Here is a 26,595-nt window from a genome sequence, read left to right on the forward strand (position 1 = left end):
AACGGGGCACTCTTATTAACTAACCCGTTACGCCTGGAGTCAGTAAAAAGTGACCTGCGGGTAGTTTTTCTTGGTAGGTGTAAGGACTAGCCTTGTTTTCCGCAACCCAACGTTTTTCGGCTATCGATTCGAAGGGTGGGGGCAATTCGCCTTGTAGCGACCAAAGATCAAATGGGGTTTCGTCAATTGAAATTTCCCAATCGAATCCGCGCTCTTTCACAAAAGGCGCAATGACTTCGTCAAGCGTTCGCATCCACCATTCGCGTATGACGGGGCCCGGCAATGTCCGGGCGATTTGGTCGATTTTGAAACGAACAAACTTGTCATTACGTACGCCACCGACAAAACAATTACCTTTAGCCACTTCTTCGAAAATGACGACGGCGTAAAATCTTGGGATGGGTACGCCCGCATAAACGTTAGTGATTTGTTCGGCCAGTTCCTGTTTGTCTTCCGCGCTGAAGGCTCCGCTGGGATGATAGACTTTCCACAAAGGCATGATGATTCTCCTGGTATATGAGTATGTTTTGGTGATCCTATTAATCACCTTGTTTTACTCAATCAGGTCTCCGCCAAAAACTGAGGCTTGATGCATGATTGAGAGTGAGGTGACGCGCCACCGCGCTGAGCTGCAAATTCCTTGGGGGGAAACTAAGCGTCGGCGGCTGCGTCGGCGATAAATTTATGCCCGAGACGGGAAACGGTAAAATGCTTTGTATTCATGCGCCTATGAAAATAATTGATGCCAAACGCCCCCGGCATTTCGGTAACATAGCCCGCGTTTACATTCCGGAATCCCAGCTATGGCCGACTTAAGAACGTTTGATTTGAATCTATTGATCGCCTTCGATCTGCTGATGAAGGAACGCAACGTGTCGAGGGCGGCGGAAAAAATGTTCATTAGCCAATCGGCAATGAGTCACGTGCTGCAACGCTTGCGGCATCAATTGGAAGATCCGTTGCTGGTGAAAACCCCGGCGGGTATGACGCCGACGCTACGCGCGCTGTCGTTGGTGGCGCCGGTAGCGGCGGTACTCAAAGATGTGGAAGGCTTGATTCGGGCGCCGGCGCCGTTCGATCCCGCCACTTGTCGGCGCTCTTTTAGCATTGCGGCGACGGATTACGTGGAAGCTCTGCTCCTGCCGATATTGGCGCCGCGTATTGCCCAACAGGCGCCGGGCGTGGACATTCATTTCAAACGTACCAGTAGCCGTTTTCCGCTTAACGCGCTGGAGCAAGGCGAGATAGATCTGATACTGGGTTTTGAAGTGATGTTGAATCCACCCAAGCATTTACACTGCGAAAGCTTATTCGACGATTACATGGTCTGCGTGGCGCGCATCGGCCACCCGCGGGTGAATGCGGCTTTGACGCTGGAAGACTATATAGACCTACCGCATATTCTGGTGTCCAGAACCGGCGCCAGTACCGGGCAAGTTGACAGCTGGTTGGCGGAACACGGCCGCGAGCGGCGCGTGGCACTGACTGTTTCGCATTTTCTGTCAGCATCGCTGATCGTGGCGCAAACGGATATGGTCATGGCCTTTCCCAAGCGTACCGCCGAGCAATTCGCTCAAACCCTACCCTTGCAATTGGTGCCCTTGCCGCTGGATTTACCGCATTACGACACGGTCATGGTCTGGCATCCGCTACAAGACCAGGATCCCGCCAATTGCTGGCTACGTGCTGAAATCCGCACCGCCTGCGCTGCTCTGGACCATTAAGCGCCAAACGTCGGTTCACCCAGTTCGGGAAAGTAGCGCAGTTGGATGCGCCGGCAGTATTCGACCAGCTCGGATTGGGTTAACGCATAATCCTTGACCGGCGAGCTAACCGGACAGGCCAATAAATTGATCAAGACACCGTAGGCCGACGCATCGACGCTGCTGGGCCGCTCGCCCAAGAAAAAAGCCTGACCGCGAAGCGCGGCGGACAGCGCCGCCACATCGCGCCGGCCCAATTCGAAAATGTCCGCGGCAGGTAGCCTGCCAATGCCGTGACCGCGCATTTGCCCGCGAATCCGCAGCCGATAGATGCCGGCCACCATATCCGCCAAGGGTTGCGGCAGACCTTGAAAAATCGCCTGCTTATTGATTCGCCAATTCTCCGCTCCGTATTGCCAGCGGCTATACATGCACACCCAATACAAATGTTCTTCCAACAAACGTTGCCAAGCCAGAGCCTGGGCGTTTTGCTCGGCCGACAAATACCCATCCAGGCTATCGCCGTAATGCTGTTGCAGATAGCGAATAATTACCCGGCTATCGGCAAGCTTTTGACCATTGTGTTCTATGAAAGGCAACTTGCCGAAGGGCGCGGAAATCGGCAAGGTTTCAACAATCCGATATTCGATGCCGGCCATGCGCAGATAGGTTTCCAGCTTGGCGCAAAACTGGCTGGGGTTGGGAATATTCCAGGCTCGGGGAAACTGGTGCAAGGTGATCATCTGCTCTCTCGTCATATTCGGCAGCATTTGGCTGCGGATGCCGCGCGAATAATAGCCTACTGCTTCCGTTTTGAAACCTATCCACTATCCGGGTACGAAACGGTGGTGATTCCGATAAACCCGTCCACTTCCGGCGTAGCGAGTTCACATGCCAAAACTTGATGGCTTCCATCAATCGCCAGATGAAGTTTGCGCCAAGTGCGCCGGGACGGTATATGACAACGTAAGGCAACGATTGCGGTTCAGTTGTAAAAATGCCGTTTGCAACGACCGTCAATTGCATTTAATTCCGGTTGAGAATTGCGCTGATTGCTGATTTGGGGGTGATTGCAAGGTACGGCTAGCTTTTCCGACATTGCCCAGCCGCAACCGACAGAAATCCAAAATACGGCATCGATATGCTTCCGATTTCACGCCACCGGAAATTCCCGCATTTGTTGCATGTCGATGACAGCCATCTTAATTAGATAGGAAAAACCTATTATTTCATAGAAAATCGATATTTTACTATCACTATAAATAGGTATTTTATATGCACACTCCCTAATAGAAATATTTGAGAAACCTATGAAATCGACAAAATCAATTGCACTGAATCCTAATCCGACCAATTTGGAAACTTTTGAAAAACGCCACGCCGAACCTTAAAGGCTCCCTACTCATTTTGATTTCAGCGTTGGATCGCAGAAGTTATAGATAGGCTGCCTCTTTGGCCTATGCTCTTTCCGGAATCAGTAACAACGGATTTTGTTACGGTTGCCGACCTTGTTAAGACTAACATAACTCACACTCCGGTAAATCGATGAGGATGAGCCGGAGTTTTTTAGTTTTGTCGCAGACTTTGCCTACCTCCCGCGACAACACCCGGAATTTGAGCAAACCGAAAGCATGATCAGTTTCCATGAAGACCAAAGAAACGGCCAACGGCGGGATCCTGACGGCTGGATGAGACCTCTATTCCAGGGCTATATCTTTACCGTGCCATTGATAAGTTTGGCGATACGATTGATTTCATGCTGTCAGAATATCGGGATGACGAGACGGCCAGCCGGTTTTTCAAACAAGCAATCGACAACATTGGCTTGCCGAATCGTGTAGTTATCGACCCGAGCAATTCAAACGAAGTGGGTTACACCACCTAGAATTAGGATAACAATAAAATAGGAAAACAACATGCTGTATATCGAACCCAATCAAACAGGTAGTCACGTTAACTTTAAAACGCGTTATGGTAATTACATCGGTGGACAATGGCTGGCGCCGGTTAAAGGTCAATATTTTGAAAATGTAAGCCCGGTCAACGGCAAGGTATTTTGTGAAATTCCCCGCTCAAGCGCCGAAGACGTAGAGTTGGCGCTGGATGCCGCTCATGCGGCCAAAGATGCCTGGGGTAAGACCTCAGTGATGACGCGTTCTAATATCTTATTAAAAATCGCCGACCGTATCGAAACCCATCTGGAAAAATTGGCTATTGCCGAAGCCTGGGACAATGGCAAAGCGGTTCGGGAGACCTTGGCGGCGGACGTACCGTTGGCTGTTGATCATTTTCGCTATTTTGCCGGCTGTATCCGCGCCCAGGAAGGGACTATAGGCGAGATTGACGAACACACGGTGGCTTATCACTTCCATGAACCGCTCGGCGTGGTTGGGCAAATTATTCCCTGGAATTTCCCGCTGTTAATGGCTTGCTGGAAATTAGCCCCGGCCTTAGCAACCGGTAACTGCGTAGTGATGAAACCCGCCGAACAAACGCCGGCATCCATTCTGGTGCTGATGGAAATTATCGGCGATTTATTGCCGGCAGGCGTGATCAACATCGTCAACGGTTATGGCAGAGAAGCCGGCGAGGCGTTAGCCACCAGCACCCGCATCGCCAAGATCGCCTTCACCGGTTCAACACCGGTGGGTTCGCATATTTTAAAATGCGCGGCGGAAAACATCATTCCTTCCACCGTGGAATTGGGCGGCAAGTCGCCTAACATCTTTTTTGAGGATATTTTGGATCAAGAAGATGCGTATATCAGCAAATGTATAGAAGGGGCCATTTTGGCGTTTTTCAATCAGGGCGAAGTCTGCAGTTGCCCCTCGCGGCTGTTGATACAGGAATCCATCTACGAAAAATTCATCGCCAAAATCATTGAGCGGACCAAACAAATCAAACGTGGCAACCCGCTCGACACGGAGACCATGGTGGGCGCGCAAGCCTCTAAACAGCAATTAGATAAAATCTTAAGCTATGTGCAAATAGGCCGGGCAGAGGGCGCGGAAATCTTGATCGGCGGTGAAATTGCTGAGGTTGGCGGCGGATACGCCGAAGGGTTTTATATTGAGCCGACCATATTGAAGGGCAATAACTCCATGCGCATTTTTCAAGAAGAAATTTTCGGTCCCGTGATTTCGGTCACCACCTTTAAAGATGAAGCCGAAGCCCTGGCGATTGCCAACGATACGGATTTTGGCTTGGGCGCAGGCGTCTGGACCCGCGATAACAACCGCGCATATCGCATGGGCCGAGGCATACAAGCCGGACGCGTCTGGGTAAATTGTTATCACCACTATCCAGCCCATGCGGCGTTCGGCGGCTATAAAAAATCCGGTGTCGGCCGTGAAAACCACAAAATGATGCTGGATCACTATCAGCAAACCAAAAACATGCTAGTGAGTTACAACATTAATCCGCTGGGATTTTTTTGATTCGCTTGGCAGGTGTGTTTGGGTGTGCATACCGACAGCCGAAGTGCTAACAATGGCCTTTTGCTAACCGACTAAAGGCCATGTCCAAAATCGATACGCATTCATACCGGGAGGTGTGGGTGTCTGTCGCAAATTTTCAAGACCCCAAAAGCAGGCCTTCTGCCGGGCACAGTCATCCGGCTAACGCCATAAATTGCATGTAAGCCGGAATTCTTGCTTGTGGCAGGCGTGCTTTACGGACCATGTACACCCTTTCGATGCCCGCCAAGGTTGCTTCAGCCGAATAAAATGCTTGGAATCAGAGCATCGGACTGAGCAAACATCTTGATGAGCCGAAGTCCCTGTTCGATCCGCAGATCAAATATTTGATCTGCGGAGTTTCGATAAGATAGCCCCGGCCCTCCAGAAGCAACAAAATACTCATTTATTTAGCCCCGCTTCGCTGGAACCGCCCTGGTCGATGACTACACGATTCGACAAGCCATTGTTGTCGAAGGCTTGCTTGAAAAACCAGGAGGCCGTCTCGTCATCCCGGTGTTCTGACAGCATGAAATCAATCGTATCGCCAAATTTATCAATGGCACGGTAAAGATATAGCCATTGACCTTTAGGTGCATCCATCCGTCAGGATCCCGGCGTTGGCTGTTTCTTTTTCATTGCGGCCTCGGCATTCATTGATGACTACCGAATGACCTAACGATTGAGTGTGGAGCGGTCGATCTCGACGCCGCGCTCTTCCAAAATATCTTCAAGACCCCGGTAAAATACGCCGTGACGAAACTAAACGTAAACGGCGTAAAGGATGGCATCTTTCGGAGAATGGGCGTCAGGAAAACTCATCATGTTTTCGGTCTGCTCAAATATCCGGCTACTATCGCGGGGTGCCGGCAAAGCCTTAATTAGGCAGAGCAAACACAGTAAAAGCCCCGCCCAATTTGGTGTAGGAGCTTAGGCTTCTGTATGCGCCAACCGCACCCAGACCTTCCGAATTGGTAGCGGATGTACCGTCATCCAGACCGGCTGCGATACCGATACCGGCCCAGCCGCCTATACCCGACAGAACGCCAACATACTGTTTACCTTCATATTCCCAGGTATTAACGTTACCGATGATGCCTGACGGGGTTTTGAATTTGTACAATTCTTTACCGGTTTTGGCATCAACCGCTTTCAGGTAACCTTCCAGTGTGCCGTAGAATACGACGCCGCCGGCGGTAGCAACCGAACCTGACCAAACAGAGAATTGCTCTTTGTTAGACCAAGCGATTTTGCCGGTTTTGGCGTCAAAAGCGGTAAATTGGCCCAAGTTTGTGGAATCGTCCTTTTTACCGGTCAGAACGTCGACGCCAGGAGGCATCATACTCACGGTGGAGCCAACATAGGGTTGACCTGCGGTGTAAGAAACTTCAAATGGTTCATAGTTCATGCAAATGTGGTTGCCTGAGATGTAGAACAGACCGGTTTCTGGCGAATAAGAAACAGGTTGTTGATTTTTCACGCCTAATACTGCGGGGCAAATACCGACAGTGGTAACGTCCTCACCATGGAATTCAGGGCTGAACTCAGGAACAACAATAGGACGGCCGGATTTCATGTCCACGTGGGAAGCCCAGTTCACGGCTTTGTCGAATTTTTCGGCAACCAGTAATTCACCGCTTTCACGGTCCAGCGTATAGCCGAAACCGTTGCGGTCGAAGTGAACCATGGTTTTACGCATTTTTCCGTTAATTTCTTGGTCAACCAGAACGGATTCGTTGATGCTGTCGTAGTCCCACTCATCGTGGGGAGTTACTTGGTAAACCCATTTAACTTCACCGGTGTCGGCGTTGCGAGCCCACAATGACATGGACCATTTGTTGTCGCCCGGACGCTGTAACGGGTTCCAAGTAGATGGGTTGCCTGAACCGTAATAGACCAGGTTCAATTTTGGATCATAAGAGTACCAGCCCCAGGTGGTGCCGCCGCCGATTTTCCATTGGTCGCCTTTCCAGGTGCTGGTGCCTGAATCAGGGCCAACGGGAGTGACTTTACCATCTTGCCAGGTGGTGGATTTACCGGGTTTCAACAAGGTGTCTTTGTCCGGACCCATACTGTATCCTTTCCACTCCAATTGGCCGGTGCGGATATTGTAAGCAGCCAGAAAACCGCGCACCCCAAATTCACCACCGCCGATACCGGTTATAACTTTGTCTTTAACCACTAAAGGTGCATTGGTGCTGGTCATGCCTAATCTTGGATCGCCGTTTTGCACGCTCCATACTCTTTTACCGGTTTTGGCATCCAATGCAGTCAGAACAGTATCGGCTTGTTGCAGGAAAATTTTGCCGTCGCCATAAGCCAAACCACGGTTGACGGTATCGCAGCACATAACCGGAACGGTAGCGTCGGCGTCTTGGCTTGGGGTGAACTCCCATATAATGGCCTTTGTTTTTTGATCGATGGCGTAAACGGTGTTTGGGAACGGCGTATGAATATACACCACGCCGTTAATAACTAAAGGGCCGCCTTCATGACCACGCAAAACGCCGGTGGAAAAAGACCAAGCTGGTTGCAGGTCTTTAACGTTTGAAGTATTGATTTGAGAAAGTTTGCTATAGCGTGTGCCGGAGTAATCGCCACCCCAAGATGCCCAGTTGCCAGGGTTTTTTTGGAGCATTTCTAGTTCGCTGTTAGCCCTAGTTACAGTGGGCGCCGCAATAATTGCAGCAACAGTCGACGCGAGCAGCCAGTTTTTTTTAGGCTTATTCATAGGGTACCTCCAGGTAATCTGCCGAATTGACAGAGTTTGTTTTATCGTTGTAAAGACTGGTTCGTGAAGTACGAGAATGGTTAATTACAAAATCAAAACATAGTTAGTTGAATGGGTTAAAGATGCTACGAAACGTGTTTTACCGGTCAGGTTTTCGACAACTGTCGGCGCATACTTTTCGATATTGCGCTATTCAATGACTCCAAACCGGTCGACTCAGGATCCACCCCAATTAATTTTGCTAATTTCATAGGCTAATCAAATGGCTCTATAAGGGGTGTGCATATAAAACACCTATTTATGGGATTAGAAAAATATCGATTTTCTATGGAATAATAGGTTTTCCCTATTTTATTAAGAATAATGATCACGGAGATGACACAAATACAGTCATTCCCGACAGCACGAAACCGGGAACATATCAATGCCGTTTTTTTGGGAGGTGTGTATTCCGATCAAAACCCAGCCAGATTTTGAAGACCTTGGACCGGCTAATTGCAACAATTCGCCACGTCAAAAGCTACCATTCGCTGCCGGCACAAAGTACGATTAATGCGCACCACCGGAGGTGTTGTTGAGTGCGCGTTTCTTAAGCCAGTCGTTTAAGGCGTATTAGAGTACAACCTAACGCGGTTGCTCAACTTACCGGTGTTCATGCCAAAACCGGCGCGGAGTTCGCCCACCCAGGATGACGTGCACCCGAACACCGTCCGGGACGGCTTCAGACGGATAATGGCTTTGAAGCAGAAATAAAACCGTTGAAACTCGATTTTCAAGATCGATTTCAACAAAATATCACCGCAGCCGAGGATAAGAAAATATGTCCGGTTTTTTCATCCGCCTGCTAAACGCCGATTTACTTTGATGAATGTATTACCACAGCGAATAGATCTCGACATTGCCGCCGACTTCGGACTTGGGATTAGCACCGCCGGTTTTGGTGAAAATGCCGGGCGCCGATTCCGTCAATACATATTCCTGATTCGACGGTCCGTCGCCCGCGGACTGGCACATCCAGAATTTCGAATCGGACGAACCCGGCCGCTCGATGGCGGCGATGTGGATATTACCCGGCCAGATCGCGACATCCCATTCTTCAATGTCTTTAAGGTGCATCCGCTTAACTTTCCCTTTTCCCCTTACCGTGCCCGGCCCGCTTTGTTCGTTCAGCTTAAGGCTGGAATCGCATTTCAGCAGCCAATTGCCGACGAAGCCGTTGCAATCGAGGCCGATGAACTCGTCGCAGATTGCCTGCAAGGTGTCCTGCCAACTTAGGGAAGAGTCTCCAAGCAGGTCTGCCGTCAGCTTTAGGGCATAGTTATTCTCGTAACTCAAGCCGCCGAACTTTTTCACGAATTTTTCTTCGTAGTCGGCCAGAGTCGACAGCACAGCGCCAATGGCTTCGGGCGAGCCCTTGCCGGTAAACACGTTGACGTAATTGTTAGCGCCGCCGGCACGGCTCAACACATTGCTCATGTTCAGGCTCAGCAGCGCATCCTTAAGCTTTATCGCATCCTGCGTGCCGGCCTGTTCGGCCGAAGGATGCGATGAGGGATCATTGTTGCGGTAGCGGTTCACCGAAATCGTCACCGGAGTTCCCGCCGCCTTCAGTTTGATTTTCTTGTAATAACCAAGCATATCGCTCGGCCAAGGCGAGTTTTCGTTCCACATAGCAGAGCCCTCCAGGCTGGTTAGAATGTAAAAGCTGTCTCTATTACGCAAGGCCGGGGTTACAGGCTTTCGCGAACCGTCGTATTCAGTGCGACAAGCACTGTCTATAGGATTTTGCCAGAATACGGGCTAAGAAGTTGGCGTTAAGCCGGCCTCAAACTCGGTAGATAGTTTCGACATCTTTACCATCAAAACTCGCAACGCCACAATAGTTTTGTGATCGGCATGGCTTATGCCGGTTCCGAATGGCTTTAAGCGCTGGCGACGACCAAGGACAAATACGCCAAGCAGTATCTTGGATCATAGCCTCGAAGTCCGATTACGCGACGTTAATCGGACTTCGCCGGCTTCAAACTTTGGCTTTTTTATCCTTGCGCGATCCGCGCAAGGCATAAGTTCTCGCTTTATCCTTGGCACTTTCCGCGAAAAAGTTTTTCCAGGATTCGCCGCCCCTATCGGCGATAACCGCCGAGAAATCCCTAAACAGGCTGGTACCGTCCAATACCGCCCGCGGGCTAAGCCCATAGTCGTGAGTCAGGTAGTAGCTGATGCTCATCAGATAGGTTTTTTCTTTGCTATTGAGTTTAATCAATCGCTGCTTTTGTTTGACGTAAACATAATAAGAGGTCAAAGCCAGCAGGCTCAGCCCCAAAAATTTCGTCCACAGCAATATATAGGCATTGTCTTCGAACAGCGGCTGGCCCTTACTCAATACAGCCTCGGTTTTATTCATATTTATCCCCGGTTAAATGGTCGCGGCATCTTAATTTAAGTTTTAAAAGCTTGCTTTAGAAATGTTGCTCGTCACAACGGACCGGTGGCAGTCCGCAGGCGCCGCTCGATAGTTGTCTGTGGAGTATTACCTTAAAAATTCGAAAATTCGAGCGGCCACGGTTCCATGACAAATAACTCAGACCGGCGTGGAAAAATGCGCATCGTAAAAATGGCATTCGTAATGAGGGACGTTTATGGCAATACCGTCTAACCTTACACCTTAGCTCATCAGAAGCTTCTTTTTAAAATCCGCATGTTCCTCGGAACATAGTCTCAAGAATTGGAAACTAGAGGTCGTATTCATGGAAAACGGCGCGCCAAATAGCGGCCAAGCCAATGCCGCGCGGCAAAACATTGAAAACTGGTATCGAGCGGTGATCGAATCCTCCGACGATGCCATTATCGGCAAGGATTTGAACGGCATGGTCGCCAGTTGGAACCCGGCGGCCGAGCGGATGTTCAGCTATACCGAACAAGAAATCCTGGGCCAGCCGATTACCAAGCTAATCCCCAAACACCGGCTTAGCGAGGAAAAGATGATTCTTGCCAGAATTCTGCAGGGCGATCAAATTCAACACTACGAGACGACTCGGCTGCGGAAGAATGCAGACGAGTTTCCGGCCTCTATCAGCGTCTCGCCGATAAGGTGTCCGCAAGGTAATATTATCGGCGCGGCGAAAATCATCCGGGATATTTCCGAGCGTAAAGCCGCCGATTTGCTGAGCAAAGACAACCGGTTTCGCGCATTGTTCGAGACCATTGTCGATGGCGCGGTGCTGATTAATGCAAAAGGCTTGATTCAGGCATTTAACCCGGCGGCGGTGACGCTGTTCGGCTATATGCCTATCGAGGTAATGGGCAAGAACATCGGGATGTTGATGCCCGCCCCCCATGCCGAGCAGCACGATGCGCATATCAATAATTATCTGAGAACAGGCGTGAAAAAAGTGATCGGCATCGGCCGGGAGGCCGCTGGCAAGCGCAAGGACGGTTCGATATTTCCGGTTGAATTGACCATCAGCGAAATGGAAGTCGACGGCGAGCATATATTCACCGGCATAATCCGCGACATTACCCAGCGCAAGCAAGCCGAGGCCGCCTACGATTTCGAACAAAAGCTGGCCAGCGATCTGTTGCAGCGCCTTTGGAAAGCCGAGAAAACCGACAAATCCGGCCTGACTATCTGGCGCGGCGAAAACTTGCCCGGCAAACGCTATTTCTCCGGCGATTTATTACTTCATGCCTCCTGTTACGGGCACACTTACGTGTTGCACGCCGACTCGATGGGCCACGGGCTGGTCGCCGCCTTGCCGCTATTGCCGCTGGGAGATCTGTTTTACGCTTTGGCGCGTTCCGGCCACATGGTAGGAGCTATCGCCGCCAATCTAAACCGGATGCTGTTCGAAAGAATGCCGCGCGGCCGCTTCGTTTCCGCCACCATCTTGCGCATAAACCCGAATCATCGAAGCATCGAAATCTGGAACGGCGGCATGCCGCCCATCGCATTATTTACTGCTGAATCCGCCAATGCGACGCAGGTCGGCGGCGAGCATCCGGCTTTAGGCGTCGTGCCGCCGGACGATTTCAATGCAAACACGCGGGAATGGCAATGGGATGCTCAATATCCCCAACGCCTGTTTTCATACTCCGATGGTTTGACCGATGCGCAAAATGCCGACGGCGAAATTTTTGGACAAAGACGCGTGCTGGAACTGTTTAAAAATCAGGTCAAAAACCGGGATAAATCGGCCGACATCTATAAAGCGTTTATCGACTTTGTCGATGCCGACAAAGCCCGGGACGACGTATCGCTGCTAATTGTCGATTGCGAGTTATTGCGCTCATAACCCAAGCACCGGCGTATTGCGGCGGGGTAGAATCAGTGTAAAAAATGGTTAAGCTGGAAACCAAACGAAACAATCACTGTCCAGAACGCAACACTCCGAAACCACCCGCTGCTGAATTACAAGCAATATAATGCACCGCTCGTATCCAATCCTCTTGAAAAACAATACTATAAAATCTGGCATGTCGATTGCTGAGTCAAATGCGTATTTGAATCGTCAATTTCAATTTCCAAATCACACCATTCAAGCCAAACGCATGCCTGACCTTAAAACCAAGTCGGAGAAAACTCGCGCCCGGCTGTTGACCGCCGCCAGCCGTATTTTTGCCGAGAAAGGCTATCAAGACGCGACCATCGCCGAGATTTGCGAGCAGGCCCAGGCCAATATCGCCGCGGTAAACTATCATTTCGGCGACAAGCAAACCCTGTATCTGGAAGCTTGGCGGCACGCGTTCAATCATGAGCTTGGCCAGCACCCTCCCGACGGCGGCGTATCGCGGCAAGCGTCCGCCGAGCAACGTCTGGCCGGACGCATCAAATCGATGATCCGCCGGGTGGCGGATGACAACTCGTATTCGTTTGCCATCATTCACAAGGAAATGGCGCAGCCGACACGCTTGCTGGCCGACATTCTGGAAAAGGAAATCAACCCGCAACGTCAGCAAATGTTCGGCTTGCTACGCGAGTGCCTGGGCCAGGACGCCAGCGAACAACAATTGCAATATTGTCACGCCAGTATCATGGGCCAATGTTTTCAATTGCTGCGTCTGAAACAGATGCAACATGCCCGGCCGCAGCGCGCCCTTGCCAGCGATCTGAGTGACGTCGGTGCTTTTGCCGAGCATGTGGTGGACTTTTCGCTGGCCGGCATCCGCGCCATCCGTTCGCAAACTTTACCTAAACGCATCCAAGCATGAATCAACAAAACTCCGATTTATCCTCGTCGAGCAAGCGCCGGCCCTGGCTATGGACCGGCGCCATCCTCGCCGTGAGTCTGGCCGGCGCCGGACTCTATTTTCACCATAGCGAAGCCGCGCCGGATACTAAGGCCGAACGCGGCGGCGGCAAGGGCCGGCGTTTTTTCGAGCAACAAGACGCCCCCGCCGTCGTCGCCATTCAGTCTGCCGGCAGCGGCGATTTTCCGGTTTATCTGAATGCGCTCGGCACCGTCACCGCGTTGCGCACCGTCACCGTCAAACCCCGGGTAGACGGCGAATTGGTAAAAGTGGCGTTCAGCGAGGGACAGATGGTCAAGGCCGGCGATTTGCTGGCCGAAATCGACCCACGGCCGTTCCAGGTGCAATTGCAACAGGCCCAAGGCCAGTTAACCAGGGATCAAGCCTTGTTGAAAAACGCCGAACTGGATCATGCCCGCTATGAAACCCTGCTGGCTCAGGATTCCATCGCCGCCCAGCAAACCGTTACCCAGGCGTCGCAAGTCAAGCAATATCAAGGCAACGTGGAAATGGATCAAGCCATGGTCGATAGCGCCAAGCTGCAACTCGGCTACGCCAAGTTGACCGCACCGATTTCCGGCCGGGCCGGCCTGCGGCAGATCGACCAGGGCAACATCGTGCACGCCAACGACGCCAACGGTCTGGTAGTAATCACCCAGTTGCAGCCGATCAGCGTGGTGTTCACCTTGGCGGAAGACCAATTGCCGGAAGTGGTTAAACGCTATCGCAACGGCCAAAATATTACAGTGGAAGCCTACGACAGAGGCGGCAAGTTGAAACTGGCCGAAGGTAAGCTTACCGCGCTGGACAATCAAATCGACCCGACCACCGGCACCATCAAACTGAAAGCGCAATTCGACAATCTGGAGCAAACCCTGTTCGCCAATCAATTCGTTAATGTGCGTATGCACCTGGATACCTTGCACGGCGTCACCCAGATACCCAGCGCCGCCTTGCAGCACGATACCCAGGGCGCGTTTGTGTACGTGGTCGATGCCGAAAATATTGCCCATTTGCGCCGCGTCGAACCCGGTCCCAGCGAAGGCGAAAAAGTGGCTATCGAAAATAATCTGGCACCCGGCGAACAACTCATCCTCACCGGCATAGACCGGGTCAAGGACGGCGCGGTGGTGGATGTGGCCGAGAAAGACGGGCAAGCAGTCGCCGCCAAACCGGAATTGCAACCCAAGCCGGGAGACGAATCCGGCAAACGCCGGCGGCGCGGATAAATCATGAGTCTTAGCGATCCGGGCAAGGCCGGCTTCAATCCTTCGCGTCTATTCATCCTGCGGCCGGTAGCCACCTCCTTGTTGATGGTGGCTTTGTTATTGGTAGGCATCCTGGCTTATCGGCTGCTACCGGTCTCGGCCCTGCCGCAGGTCGATTATCCGACCATCCAGGTCACCACCCTGTATCCCGGCGCCAGCCCGGAAGTGATGACCTCCATCGTCACCGCGCCGCTGGAACGGCAGTTCGGGCAAATGCCCGGCTTGACGCAAATGAGCTCCACCAGCTCCGGCGGTGCGTCGGTGATTACCTTGCAGTTTAACTTGCATTTGGACCTGGACGTTGCCGAGCAAACCGTGCAAGCAGCGATCAACGCCGCCGCCAACTTTTTGCCCGACGATTTGCCGCAAGCGCCGATTTACAGCAAGGTCAACCCGGCCGATACACCGATCATGACGCTGGCGGTCAGCGCCAAATCGCTGCCTTTATTTAAGGTAGAAGATTTGGTCGATACCCGATTGGCGCAAAAAATCGCCCAATTGCCCGGCGTCGGCATGGTCAGCATCAGCGGCGGCCAACGGCCGGCGGTGCGCATTCAAGCCAACCACAAAGCGCTGGCTGCCTACGGCATCAGCCTGGAAGACGTGCGCAGCGCGATTGCCGCGGCCAACGTCAATCAACCCAAAGGCTCAATCAACGGCCCCACCCGCGCCGCGACAATAGACAGCAACGATCAATTGCGTTCGCCGGCCGAATACCGCGAACTGGTGGTGGCTTACAAAAACGCCGCGCCGGTCAAACTGGCGGACGTTGCCGAAGTCGTAGACGGCGCCGAAAACGTGCGCCTAGCCGCCTGGGCTAACGACAAGGCGGCGGTCGTCGTCAACATCCAGCGCCAACCAGGCGCCAATGTGATCGAGGTGGTGGATCGGATTCAGGAATTGCTGCCCAAATTGCAAGCCTCGCTGCCGCCCGGCATAGAAGTCACGCCGCTGACCGACCGCACCGTGACGATCCGCGCCTCGGTGCACGATGTGCAATTCGAGCTGCTGCTGGCCGTGGCGCTGGTGGTGATGGTGATCTTCCTGTTCCTGCGCAATATCCCGGCCACCATTATTCCAGGGGTTGCGGTGCCCCTGTCTTTAGTGGGCACGTTTGCGGCGATGTATCTGGCCGATTTCAGCATCAACAATTTAACCCTGATGGCGTTGACCATCGCCACCGGCTTCGTGGTGGACGATGCCATCGTCGTCATCGAAAACATTTCCCGCTATATCGAACGCGGCGAAGCGCCGTTGCAAGCCGCATTGAAAGGTTCGGCGCAGATTGGCTTTACCATTATTTCGCTGACTTTTTCGCTGGTCGCGGTATTGATTCCACTGTTGTTCATGTCGGATGTGGTGGGCCGGCTGTTTCGGGAATTTGCGATTACGCTGGCGGTGGCTATCTTGATTTCTGCGGTGGTGTCATTGACCCTGACGCCGATGATGTGCGCAAAGCTGCTACGGCCCGGTGTCGGGCATAAAGAAGACGAAATCGGCAACGATTGGTTCGGCCGCTTAATCAAGGCCTACAGCCGCAGCCTGAGTTGGGTGATGCAACGGCAAGCCGCGACCTTGCTGGTATTTTTCGTCACCGTGGCGTTGACCGCGGCGATGTATATCTGGATACCGAAAGGCTTTTTCCCCAGCCAGGACACAGGCATCATCCAGGGCTTTTCCGAAGCGCCGCAAAATGTGTCGTTTGCCGCCATGGCCGAGCAACAGCAAAAGCTGGCTAAGCTGATACTGGAAGATCCGGCCGTGGAAAGCCTGTCGTCGTTTATCGGTGTCGATGGCATCAACGCCACACCCAATAGCGGCCGGTTTTTGATCAATTTAAAACCGCACGAGCAAAGGCCGCCGGCTAACGCGATTATCGCCCGCTTGAAAACCCGTTTGGCGGAATCGCCCGGCAGCGTGTTATACCTGCAACCGGTGCAGGATTTAACGATGGAAAACCGGGTCAGCCGCACCCAATACCAATTTACCCTGGAAGGCGCCGACATCGACGATTTGAACCGCTGGACCGGCAAGCTGGTAAACGCCTTGGAAGGCCGGCCGGAATTTGCCGATGTAGTCAGCGACGTGCAGGATCAGGGCCGCCAGGTGTTCGTCAAGATCGACCGCGCTACCGCCAGCCGCCTGGGCGTCAGCACGGCGGCAATTGATAACGCCTTATATAGCGCCTACGGCCAGCGTCTGGTATCGACCATCTTTACTCAGGCCAATCAGTACCGGGTGGTATTGGAAGTCGATCCGGCCGAGCAGACCGGTCCGCAAGCCTTGAACGAATTGCGCATACCCTCCACCAACGGCACCCAAGTACCCTTATCGGCCATCGCCGAACTCTCGGAGCGGCCGACCACATTGGCGATCAGCCATCTGGATCAATTCCCGGTGACGACTGTGTCCTTCAATCTGGCACCCGGTTATGCGCTGGGCGACGCGGTCGCCGCTGTCGATGCCGCCAAAAGCGAGATCGAATTGCCGCTAGCCATCCGCAGCGAATACCAGGGCGCCGCGCAAGCCTTTAAGGCCTCGCTGGGCAATACGCTGTGGCTGATTCTGGCCGCCATCGTCACGGTCTATATCGTGCTGGGTGTGCTGTACGAAAGCTATATCCATCCGATCACGATCCTGTCCACCCTGCCCTCGGCCGGCGTCGGCGCCTTGTTGGCACTGCAAGTCTCCGGCGGCGACCTGGGCATCATCGGCATCATCGGCATTATTTTGTTGATCGGCATCGTCAAGAAGAACGCGATCATGATGATCGACTTTGCGCTGGAAGCCGAACGCAAGCAACATCTGCCGCCCGAGCAAGCTATTTTTCAGGCTTGCCTGTTGCGCTTCCGGCCGATTTTGATGACCACCTTGGCCGCGCTATTGGGTGCGCTGCCGTTGATGCTGGGCAACGGCGTCGGCTCCGAGCTGCGCCATCCGCTGGGTATTACGATGGTCGGCGGCTTGCTGCTTAGCCAATTATTGACGCTTTACACCACGCCGGTGATTTATCTGGCCATGGACAGATTGGCGCGCCGGGTTAACGCCGGCCTGGAGCTGAATCAAATCGAACCGGTGGAACAGGACCCGAGCCAGCCATGAACCTTTCCGAATTATTCATCCGCCGCCCGGTCGCCACCACTTTATTGACCATCGCTATTGCCTTGTGCGGCGTACTGGCGTTTTTAAATCTACCCATCTCTTCGCTGCCGCAAGTGGACTTCCCCACCGTGTCGGTGCAGGCGCAAGTACCCGGCGCCAGCGCCGAGACGATGGCCGCCACCGTGGCGACGCCGCTGGAACGGGCATTGGGCCGTATCGCCGGCGTCACGGAGATGACCTCCAATAGCTCACAAGGCTCAACGCAGATTACGCTGCAATTCGATTTAAACCGGGACATAGACGGTGCCTGCCGCGACGTGCAGGCTGCGATCAACGCCGCCGCCAGCATGTTGCCCAGTAATATGCCCAATCGGCCCAGCTACCGGCGCGACAACCCTTCGGACTCGCCGATTCTGATTCTGGCGCTGACCTCGGACAGTTTTACGCGCGGCCAGATGTACGATTCCGCCTCGACGATTTTGCTGCAAAAAATCTCGCAAATCCCCGGCATCGGCCAGGTACAAATTGGCGGCGCGGCATTGCCGGCGGTGCGCGTGGAACTGAATCCCAACGCCCTGAGCAAATACGGCATTGGCCTGGAAGACGTGCGCAACACCATCGCCCAAACCAACGTCACCCGGCCCAAAGGCATATTGGAAAGCGCCAACACCCGTTGGCAGATTCAAGCCAACGACCAGGCCCGCAAAGCCGAGGAATATCTGCCGTTGATTGTTGCGTATCGCAACGGCGCGCCGGTAACGATTGCCGATCTGGGCGAAGCGGTCGATTCCGTGGAGGATTTGCGCAATACCGGTTCCAACAACGGCAAGCCGTCGGTACTGTTGATCATCCGCAAACAACCCTTAGCCAACGTCATTCAGACCGTCGATCAAGTGCTGGCGGTGATGCCGGCTTTACGGGCGGCTTTGCCCAGCAATATCGAGCTCTCGGTGGTGGTGGATAGATCCTTGTCGATCCGGGCATCGATCCGCGAAGTCGAGCACGGCTTGTTCGTCGCGGTGTTGCTGGTGATTCTGGTGGTGTTGGTGTTCCTGCGCAATCCGCGTTCGGCGGCAGTGCCCATCGTCGCCGTGCCGGCTTCCTTGCTGGGATCTTGCGCCGTGATTTATCTGTGCGGCTTTAGTATCAACAACCTAACCTTGATGGCCTTGACCATCGCCACCGGCTTTGTGGTGGACGATGCAATTGTGGTGGTGGAAAACACCAACCGGCATATCGAGGAAGGCGTGGCGCCATTCCGCGCGGCGCTAATGGCCGCCAAGGAAGTGGGCTTCACCGTATTGGCGATGAGCGTGTCGCTAGTAGCGGTGTTCCTGCCGATTTTATTGATGGGCGGCGTACCGGGCCGGCTGTTTCGGGAATTCGCGGTGACGTTGTCGGCGGCGGTGCTGGTGTCGCTGGTGATCTCGTTGACCACCACCCCGATGCTGTGCGCGCGCTGGCTGGGTAAGGAATCCAAAGAACATGGCGCCGTCTATCACGGCATCGGCGCGGCTTTCGATTGGATACAGGACATCTACCGGGTCAGCCTGAGCTGGGCCTTACGCCATGGCCGCATCATGCTGACTTTGTTGCTGGCGACCATCGCTTTAAACATTTATTTGTACGGCGCTATCGATAAAGGCTTTTTCCCGACCCAAGACGGCGGCCGCTTGCTCGGCGAGATTCAGACCGATCAAAACACCTCGTTCCAAACCCTGCAAAAGCAATTCGCGCAAATCTCGGACATTTTGCAAAAAGACCCGGCGGTCGCCAATGTCGCCGGCTTTGCCGGCAGTTCGCAAAGCAGTAACAGCGCGCGGATTTTCGTCACTTTGGTTCCGCACGAACAGCGCGACGGCGTCGAAGTGGTGATGGAACGCTTGCGCAAGGCGGCGGGCCGGATTCCCGGCGCCAATTTGCACATGTTTCCGGCCCAGGAACTGCGAATAGGCGGACGCATGTCCTTCGGTTTACTGGATTACACCTTGCAGGCCGACGATTTGGATTTGTTGCGGGAATGGACCCCGAAGGTCCAGGCCGCTTTGGCCCGGCTGCCGGAATTGAGCGACGTCAGCACCAGCCAACAAGACAAGGGCGAACAAATCGGCCTGACCGTCAACCGCGATCTGGCCGCGCGTTACGGCGTCAGCCAAGCCTTGATCGACAACAGCTTGAACAGCGCCTTCGGTCAGCGCCAGGTATCGGTGATTTACAACCCGTTGAATCAATACCGGGTGGTGATGGAACTGGCGCCGCAGTACTGGCAATCGCCGGATAGTCTGAAACAACTGTATATCAGCGCCCCCGGCCGGGCCGGCGCTGACGGTCTGCCGGCACAGCCCAAGCAAGTGCCGCTGTCGGCGCTGGCCGGCTTCGCGCCGAGTAATGCGCCATTGTCGGTGCATCATCAAGGCCAGTTTGCGGTCACCGAATTGTCGTTTAATTTAAAGCCCGGCGTGTCTATGTCCACGGCCGATGTTGCTATTAGCCAAGCCTTGCGCGACATCGGCTTGCCGGCCGCCATTACCGGCAGCTTTCAAGGTTCCGGCAAGGCGTTTCAGGAAGCCTTGCGCAGCCAACCCTGGCTGGTTTTAGCGGCACTAATCACGATCTATATTGTGCTGGGCGTGCTTTACGAAAGCCTGGTGCATCCGCTGACGATTCTGTCCACCCTGCCCTCGGCCGGTGTCGGCGCCTTGCTGGCCTTGATGGCTTGCGATAAGGAGTTCAGTATCATCGCCCTGATCGGCGTGATTTTGCTGATCGGCATCGTCAAGAAAAATGCCATCATGATGATAGATTTTGCATTGCTGGCCGAGCGCGAGCGCGGTTTGAATTCGCGCGAGGCCATTTTCCAGGCCTGCATGTTGCGCTTCCGCCCGATTCTGATGACTACGCTGGCCGCGCTGTTCGGCGCCTTGCCGCTTGCTTTGGGCAGCGGTTACGGCGCGGAACTGCGCCAACCGCTGGGGATTTCCATCGTCGGCGGCCTGGTTTTCAGCCAGTTATTAACCTTATACACCACGCCGGTCGTTTATTTGTACCTCGACCGTTTCCGGCTGTGGTTGCACGCCCGTTTTTCCAACCGCGCCGCCAGTCCGGCGCCACAATCCCTCTAAGCCCCGATTGTCATGCGTTTAAGAATAAGCCCACCGTTGATTGCTTCCCTACTAACCTTGCCCTTGGCTGCCTGCACGGTAGGCCCGGATTATGTCCGTCCGCAAGCCAATGTGTCCGAGGAATTTAAAGAAGTGAAAGGCTGGAAACAGGCCCAGCCGCGCGATACCGGTTTGCCCGGCAAATGGTGGGAGATTTTTAACGATCCCAAGTTGAACGAACTGGAAGAACAGGTGGCCGCCGCCAACCAGTCCATCATCCAGGCCGAAGCCCAATACCGGCAAGCGCAGCATCTGGTGCAATCGGTACAATCGTCCTTGCTGCCGGTGGCGACGCTGACCGGTACCTTCAACCGCTTCCGCGCCGCCACCGGTCAGAACGTCGCGGTGGGCGGGGTGCGCAACCTGTTCGGCCAGGCGGTCGGCGTGGCCTGGGAACCCGATTTATGGGGCAGTGTGCGCCGTCAGGTGGAAACCAATACCAGCAACGCCCAGGCCAGCGCCGCGACCTTACATGCCTTGATACTGTCCAGCCAATCGGCACTGGCGGACAATTATTTTCAGTTGAAAACCCTGGACGCCCAGAAAGCCTTATTGGACGAAACGGTGACGGCTTTCGCCAAAACCCTGGAGATCACCAAAAACCGCTATGCGGTGGGTGTGGTGGCCAAGGCTGACGTCGTGCAAGCGGAAACCCAACTGGAAACCGTCCGCGCCCAGTCTATCGATCTGGGCGTGCAGCGCGCCAAGCTGGAACATGCCATCGCCGTACTGATAGGCAAAACGCCGGCGGAACTGGCGTTGGCACCGTCGCCATTGGATACGCAACCCCCAGGGATTCCGGTCAGCTTACCGTCGGAACTGCTGGAGCGCCGTCCGGATATTGCCGCCGCCGAACGTAAAATTGCCGCCGCGAATGCACAGATTGGCGTCGCTAAAGCCGCTTACTACCCTACGTTGAACCTGGCCTCCACCAACGGCTTTCAGTCGCCGACCGCCGACAGCTTATTCACGATGGCCCGCCGCTACTGGTCTTTAGGGCCTGCCGGCTTGGCCTTGACTTTGTTCGACGGCGGCGCCAAGAATGCCCAATACAAACAAGCAATAGACGCCTACGACGCCAGCGTGGCCGGCTACCGGCAAACCGTTCTCACCGGGTTTCAAGAGGTGGAAGACAATCTGGCCGCACTGCGCATCCTGGATGCGGAAACCCAAGTGCAAGACAAAGCCGTCTCCGCTGCGAAACAGGCGCTGGCTCTGACCAACAATCAGTATCAGGCGGGCACCGTCAGCTATATCAACGTGATGACCGCGCAGACTACCGCGCTGTCCAATCAACAGACGGCAGTGCAATTGCTGGGGCAGCGTTTGTCTGCCTCGGTGTTGCTGGTCAAAGCTCTGGGGGGCGGCTGGAACGAAACCTTGGTGCCGACGGAAGACGAAGCCGACGGCGAGCGGAAATGGACGGATTATTTGATTTTGCCGCTGGCGGAATGATGCAGTTAACTATCGACTAAAAGATTTCAAATTTAACACTGAAGATCCAGGAGCCGACCCGATGAAATACCTCATCACACTATTGAGCATAATTGCCGCCTTCGCTTCTTACATCGTCGGCAGCATATCGGGTCTGGTGGCGTTTATGATTGCCGGCATTGTTTTTGAGGGTATTTTTTGGCGGCGCATTTTTCGGCGTAAATCTTAAATATGCCCTTAAACGGTTCCGGCATCGATCCATCCTGTTGCCAAGCCAAGCCGATTTATCAGGGATACCGGGCCTCTTTGTTGTCACGAACGATGCGCTTCACGCGTTCATCATCTACGGCCCTTGGTTGACCGAGAAGTTTTCTCCAAGTTTTAAGTGCCAACCCGGAACATTGGAGCCCGCGTAGGGCGGATGCCCGCAGGGTGATCCGCCAAAAAATATCCCAAAACACCAGCCGGCCAAACACATCCGGATGATATCAAGTGGCCGTTTCACATCTGACGGAACGCCTATTGGCTTCCGTCTTACGCAGGTTAAGTTCCAACCCGGAACATTGGCGTTATTTTGTCCAATGTTTGAGCTCCGAGCTGCAACGATCAAGAAATTTTCTTGACCGATCAAGCTTAGAGCTCGAATGCCCGAGAAATTTTCTCCTATGTTTTCAGCTGCAACCGGGAGCATCGGAGTTATTTTGTCCAATGCTCGAGCTTCAAGCTGCAACGGCCAAGAAATTTTCTTGACCGTTCAAGCTTAGAGCTCGAATCACCGAGAAATTTTCTCCAACGTTTCAGTTCCAAACAGGAACATTGGAGTTATTTTGTCCAACGCTCGAGTTCCGAGCTGCAACGATCAAGAAATTTCTCTTGAATGTTGATGCTCCGAACTCGATCCTTCGGGCTATTTTCTAAATCATTCCGCCTCAGAGCCTCATTATTCGAGCGCCGACTTAAAACGCTGGCGTTATTTTGCGCAACGGCCAAGAAAAAAGCTCGGTCTATGCGGAAAATGACTGGAATAGATGGCGACCGGCCAAGAGCTGAGCTTGATTTTTCCAAAGCCATCGACCTTTAAATGGCAGTTATCGAGACTAACTTATCGAGAACGGTGAATTCTCGGTTTCGGCCAAAAGCGGTCTGTTAGCCTAAACCTCTTGAATGTCGTCTTTTGCTTAAAATATTGTCACTCTACTTTTTAACCGGAAGATTAGATAACGGTAAATTTGTGGATATGCATTCCCATACTTTACAAGGAGCGTTGATTTAGTCTATTTGCTGCGCACATGCAACTGATCTTGCAACTTCACGGCTCATTGAAGCCCCGAGATCCAGCCAGTGGATGACGTTGTAGTAACGATATTTTTCGCTGCCGACGTAATCGCGAAGAATTGACTTGATTCGCTTAGAGGGAAGCGCACGGACAGCCAGGACAGCGGCGGCTTTCCGTACTTCATCTGAATCATGGTTAAAGAGGGCTAACAAAGCATCTCGGGATAATTTTTCAAAACGTGATTCTGAGCAGAGTTCGATTGTCTTCTTCAAGATGGCAGCTGGCATATCAAGAGAAAGAAGATCTGATACGGAGTGCTTCTTACCGATTGAGATTATGGCCCTAGCGACTTCGACCTGAAACTCCTCATCATGCGAAATCGTTAGCAGTGTGGAACCGATCCTTGGTCCATTGGCGTTGGCAAGCACAGTGATATCCATCCACTCTCCATGTTTTCCCAAATATTTTGCGTCCAGCTTAGATGCCCCTGCGTAGCCGCCTAGGAGGTTAGTTCTTATCCTCGACAAATCCTCGGGCTTTAGGGCAGCACAAAGCAAATTTAACCCTTTTCTGGTAAGTTCTTTGCGCAAGAAATTCTCTAGATCTCGCGTCTTCTTGATAATATCCTGACCAGCAGAGTTACCACCAAATTTAAGCTCCATTCGCCGAATTCGTTCTTCGAAATACCCACTAAACTTATCGTCTACATTGCGGCGAAGCTCTTCCACTCTATTCCTAAAATAACTTTCCATTAGTGCAAAGTAAGCTGCATCATCGTATATTGAGCTCGCTTCGACCTTTTTCTCCAGTTCCGCCTCAGAGAGTCTCTTTAATATTGATCTTGCCCTGATCTATCGGACACTCGGCTAAGAGAGTAATCTCTAACCCCGAGGAAAATCATGAAAGCCCAAAACGAATCAAAGATCCCCGTTGTCCGCAACAAATATACCGCGCAGTTTAAAGAACAAGCCCTGGAGCGTGCCGACAAGGATGGCATCCCAAAGGCGGCCAAAGATTTAGGGCTCGCCGAATCGATGCTGTACAACTGGCGAGCCAAGCGTCGCCAAACAGGACAGCCCTTCGAAGATCAAAAGCTACAGCAGGCCGAAATGGCGCGGCTTAAACGAGAAAACACCCGCCTGGAAGAGGAAGTCGCCTTTTTAAAAAAGGCGGCAGCGTACTTTGCCAAACAGCCCAAGTGAAGTACGCCATGATCAAAGCTAATGAAGATCAATTCCCTGTGGGACTCATGTGCCGCCTGTTAACGGTCTCACGGAGTGGCTACTACGACTGGAAGTGCAGGCCACTTTCCGATAGAGGCGAAGCGAATAAATGGCTAGCCAATGAGATTAAACGTATTTTTGAGGATGAGAAAGGCCGTCCTGGTTCACCCAGAATTACACAGCGACTACAAGACGAAGGAAAATCAGCAGGCCGACACCGGGTAGCCAGGATCATGCGAAGCCATGGCTGGAGAGCGAAGGCGGCTAAGAAATACAAAGCCACAACGAACAGCAACCACTCGTTACCGGTCGCCCCGAATCGGTTGGAACAAAACTTCACGGCAGACGGCCCCGATCAAAAATGGGTATCGGATATCACCTATATTTGGACGGAAGAAGGTTGGCTGTATTTAGCGGTGGTACTTGAGCTTTATTCACGTCGAGTGATCGGTTGGGCCATTTCCGAACGGATGACGGCAACGTTGGTTTGTGATGCCCTGATCATGGCGTTATGGCGTCACCGAATGCCTAAAGGCGTCATTGTCCATTCGGATCGAGGCAGCCAGTATTGCTCTGCCGCCTACCAGAAGCTTTTCACCAAACACCAATTGATTTGCAGCATGAGCAAGAAAGGCGATTGCTATGACAACGCCGCCATGGAAAGCTGGAACCACAGTTTTAAAGTCGAGGCGATTCATGGCGAACGGTTTTTAACCCGATCAGCCGCCAAGTACCAAGTGTTTGAATATATCGAAGTGTATTACAATCGAAAAAGGCTTCACTCCAAATTAGGCTATATCAGCCCGGAAAATTTTGAAGCTAAAAAAGTCGCTTAGTTGAGTGTCCGTCAAATCCGGGCAAGATCAACTTGATGATTACTATGCTCAAGTCCAAGAAGCAGAGCACGAGTTTCTAGTCCCTCAAAACCAACCAATACGGATCGCAACAATTTGGCGTTTAGCATCTGGAATTGGGTTTCCAAAACTAACTCTTGGGCTGCTCTAGTCTGGCCCGTTCGAAGCAGAATTGCGACCATACACTCAAGCGCGCTGCGAGATGTGCTGTAGTCGCTTCGAGCGTACTCTTTTCTAGCGATCTCCAAATCCCCAGCAGTGCCGCGTTTGGCGAGATAACCTAGAGCCGCTGTCCTCACTCTGGCTGGCGAGTCATCTGAGAACCAATTGGCGATAATCAAGTCTCGATTAATCTTGTCATCATCTGCAGGAAGATCATGAGCCAGTAAGGTTAATACGGAAATCGCTCCAGCCTTCTCGTTCTCGTTAACGCCTACGAACGATGAAACTACAGCAGGATTTAATCGTGAACCTGCAATTGCCGAATACCAACACCACAAAGGGACATTCTCGTTGGAAAGATGCTGAAATCCTAAACGAGCTAAATAACTTGTTTCTCTTCTACTCAGTTTCATTCCTTCCGTATGTGCCGTGAAGAGGATATTAAGATCATGGACTCCCAGATTCATCTCATCGTTGCCCGACTTTGATATTGAGTTTGCTAGCAATCTAAACCGAGCAACATCGGTTGCACTAAGCGAATCGAGAGAATCCGGCTTCCCAATTCTTTCCACTAGGCTCTCAAGAAATCCAAAACCTTCAGCGAACAGTGGAGACAATTCATACTTATTATCTTCCTTAATAGTCTCCCCAGAACTCAATTGAGCACGTTTTGCCCGCAACTCGTCAGGCTCGGATGATTCATCTTCGGCCCGGACGCGGTTTACATACGCGGTAACGGATTTCCTGCTTAGCGTTTCTATATCCCCTGTCGTCGAAAAATTCTGAAATAGATTCTTCTTGTCGGCAATGATCTTCTTTTTAAAAGCTAGGACCTTCTTCAGATCATCGCCTGGATCCCTCAATAAATCTTCTGAAACCTGCTTAAAGAAAAGGGAAATATCTGGACTACCAGTCTTTTCGCGTCTTAACATTGACCGTTCGAATTCTTCTTCGAATCCAGAGGAGTATGTTCCATTGC

19 protein-coding genes are annotated in these 26,595 nt (G+C 52.8%); 11 read left to right on the forward strand and 8 right to left on the reverse strand.

Translation table 11 applies throughout. From position 1 onward, the window contains the following. Nucleotides 1-19: 19 nt before the first annotated feature. Entirely contained in the window at nucleotides 20-499 is a 480-nt protein-coding gene (locus tag ACH50O_RS11325; RefSeq protein ID WP_446807901.1) for a tautomerase family protein, read from the reverse strand. 304 nt (nucleotides 500-803) lie between these two features. Between ACH50O_RS11325 and ACH50O_RS11330 the strand changes: the two genes are divergently transcribed. Next, nucleotides 804-1,724 carry a LysR family transcriptional regulator gene (locus ACH50O_RS11330; protein ID WP_446807902.1) on the forward strand — a complete coding sequence of 307 codons (921 nt, stop codon included), beginning with the start codon at nucleotides 804-806 and terminating at the stop codon, nucleotides 1,722-1,724. On the opposite strand, the gene ACH50O_RS11335 is transcribed toward ACH50O_RS11330, so the two are convergent. Beyond that, the gene (locus tag ACH50O_RS11335) at nucleotides 1,721-2,446 is read right to left on the reverse strand and encodes a glutathione S-transferase family protein (RefSeq protein ID WP_446807903.1); all 726 of its coding nucleotides are present in this window, start codon (nucleotides 2,444-2,446) and stop codon (nucleotides 1,721-1,723) included. The two genes, ACH50O_RS11330 and ACH50O_RS11335, sit on opposite strands and share 4 nt — an antisense overlap. A gap of 1,013 nt (nucleotides 2,447-3,459) precedes the next feature. Between ACH50O_RS11335 and ACH50O_RS11340 the strand changes: the two genes are divergently transcribed. Continuing rightward, on the forward strand, nucleotides 3,460-3,588 hold the full coding sequence (locus tag ACH50O_RS11340) for a hypothetical protein (RefSeq protein WP_446807904.1): 129 nt from the start codon (nucleotides 3,460-3,462) through the stop codon (nucleotides 3,586-3,588). A gap of 31 nt (nucleotides 3,589-3,619) precedes the next feature. Beyond that, a complete protein-coding gene (gene exaC / locus ACH50O_RS11345; protein ID WP_446807905.1) occupies nucleotides 3,620-5,140 on the forward strand; it encodes an acetaldehyde dehydrogenase ExaC in 1,521 nt (506 codons plus the stop codon). A gap of 420 nt (nucleotides 5,141-5,560) precedes the next feature. On the opposite strand, the gene ACH50O_RS11350 is transcribed toward exaC, so the two are convergent. The 4 genes from ACH50O_RS11350 to ACH50O_RS11365 form a co-directional block, all read right to left on the reverse strand. After that, a complete protein-coding gene (locus ACH50O_RS11350) occupies nucleotides 5,561-5,761 on the reverse strand; it encodes a DDE-type integrase/transposase/recombinase (protein ID WP_446807906.1) in 201 nt (66 codons plus the stop codon). Between the two features lie 274 nt (nucleotides 5,762-6,035). After that, nucleotides 6,036-7,889 carry a methanol/ethanol family PQQ-dependent dehydrogenase gene (locus tag ACH50O_RS11355; protein WP_446807907.1) on the reverse strand — a complete coding sequence of 618 codons (1,854 nt, stop codon included), beginning with the start codon at nucleotides 7,887-7,889 and terminating at the stop codon, nucleotides 6,036-6,038. An 873-nt stretch (nucleotides 7,890-8,762) separates the two neighbouring features. Beyond that, the gene (locus tag ACH50O_RS11360; RefSeq protein ID WP_446807908.1) at nucleotides 8,763-9,560 is read right to left on the reverse strand and encodes a hypothetical protein; all 798 of its coding nucleotides are present in this window, start codon (nucleotides 9,558-9,560) and stop codon (nucleotides 8,763-8,765) included. Nucleotides 9,561-9,909: 349 nt separating this feature from the next. Next, nucleotides 9,910-10,293 carry a hypothetical protein gene (locus ACH50O_RS11365; RefSeq protein ID WP_446807909.1) on the reverse strand — a complete coding sequence of 128 codons (384 nt, stop codon included), beginning with the start codon at nucleotides 10,291-10,293 and terminating at the stop codon, nucleotides 9,910-9,912. A 343-nt stretch (nucleotides 10,294-10,636) separates the two neighbouring features. Between ACH50O_RS11365 and ACH50O_RS11370 the strand changes: the two genes are divergently transcribed. From ACH50O_RS11370 to ACH50O_RS11400, 7 genes are all read left to right on the forward strand, one after another. Further along, nucleotides 10,637-12,181 (forward strand): PAS domain S-box protein, encoded by a 1,545-nt coding sequence (locus ACH50O_RS11370; protein ID WP_446807910.1) that lies wholly within the window; start codon nucleotides 10,637-10,639, stop codon nucleotides 12,179-12,181. Between the two features lie 256 nt (nucleotides 12,182-12,437). Next, a complete protein-coding gene (locus ACH50O_RS11375; RefSeq protein ID WP_446807911.1) occupies nucleotides 12,438-13,097 on the forward strand; it encodes a CerR family C-terminal domain-containing protein in 660 nt (219 codons plus the stop codon). Then, entirely contained in the window at nucleotides 13,094-14,365 is a 1,272-nt protein-coding gene (locus tag ACH50O_RS11380; protein WP_446807912.1) for an MdtA/MuxA family multidrug efflux RND transporter periplasmic adaptor subunit, read from the forward strand. Before ACH50O_RS11375 ends, ACH50O_RS11380 begins: the two co-directional genes overlap by 4 nt. 3 nt (nucleotides 14,366-14,368) lie before the next feature. Further along, nucleotides 14,369-17,506: an MdtB/MuxB family multidrug efflux RND transporter permease subunit gene (locus tag ACH50O_RS11385; RefSeq protein ID WP_446807913.1), complete on the forward strand. Its 3,138-nt coding sequence runs from the start codon at nucleotides 14,369-14,371 to the stop codon at nucleotides 17,504-17,506. Beyond that, a complete protein-coding gene (locus ACH50O_RS11390) occupies nucleotides 17,503-20,628 on the forward strand; it encodes an efflux RND transporter permease subunit (RefSeq protein ID WP_446807914.1) in 3,126 nt (1,041 codons plus the stop codon). Before ACH50O_RS11385 ends, ACH50O_RS11390 begins: the two co-directional genes overlap by 4 nt. Before the next feature lie 12 nt (nucleotides 20,629-20,640). Continuing rightward, complete coding sequence (locus ACH50O_RS11395; protein ID WP_446807915.1) at nucleotides 20,641-22,122, forward strand: efflux transporter outer membrane subunit; 1,482 nt, start codon at nucleotides 20,641-20,643, stop codon at nucleotides 22,120-22,122. 61 nt (nucleotides 22,123-22,183) lie between these two features. Beyond that, nucleotides 22,184-22,330, forward strand: a complete 147-nt coding sequence (locus ACH50O_RS11400; protein WP_446807916.1) for a hypothetical protein — start codon at nucleotides 22,184-22,186, stop codon at nucleotides 22,328-22,330. A gap of 1,040 nt (nucleotides 22,331-23,370) precedes the next feature. On the opposite strand, the gene ACH50O_RS11405 is transcribed toward ACH50O_RS11400, so the two are convergent. Then, a complete protein-coding gene (locus ACH50O_RS11405) occupies nucleotides 23,371-24,105 on the reverse strand; it encodes a hypothetical protein (RefSeq protein WP_446807917.1) in 735 nt (244 codons plus the stop codon). A 171-nt stretch (nucleotides 24,106-24,276) separates the two neighbouring features. Here ACH50O_RS11405 and ACH50O_RS11410 point away from each other — a divergent pair. Then, a protein-coding gene (locus ACH50O_RS11410; protein WP_446807918.1) for an IS3 family transposase occupies nucleotides 24,277-25,436 on the forward strand; the annotation gives its coding sequence in 2 pieces (ribosomal slippage) (nucleotides 24,277-24,550 and nucleotides 24,550-25,436; 1,161 coding nt in all). A gap of 11 nt (nucleotides 25,437-25,447) precedes the next feature. Here ACH50O_RS11410 and ACH50O_RS11415 read toward each other — a convergent pair. Continuing rightward, nucleotides 25,448-26,548: a hypothetical protein gene (locus tag ACH50O_RS11415; RefSeq protein ID WP_446807919.1), complete on the reverse strand. Its 1,101-nt coding sequence runs from the start codon at nucleotides 26,546-26,548 to the stop codon at nucleotides 25,448-25,450. Between the last annotated feature and the right edge of the window lie 47 nt (nucleotides 26,549-26,595).

The sequence above is a fragment of the Methylomonas sp. 2BW1-5-20 genome (genome assembly GCF_052474515.1).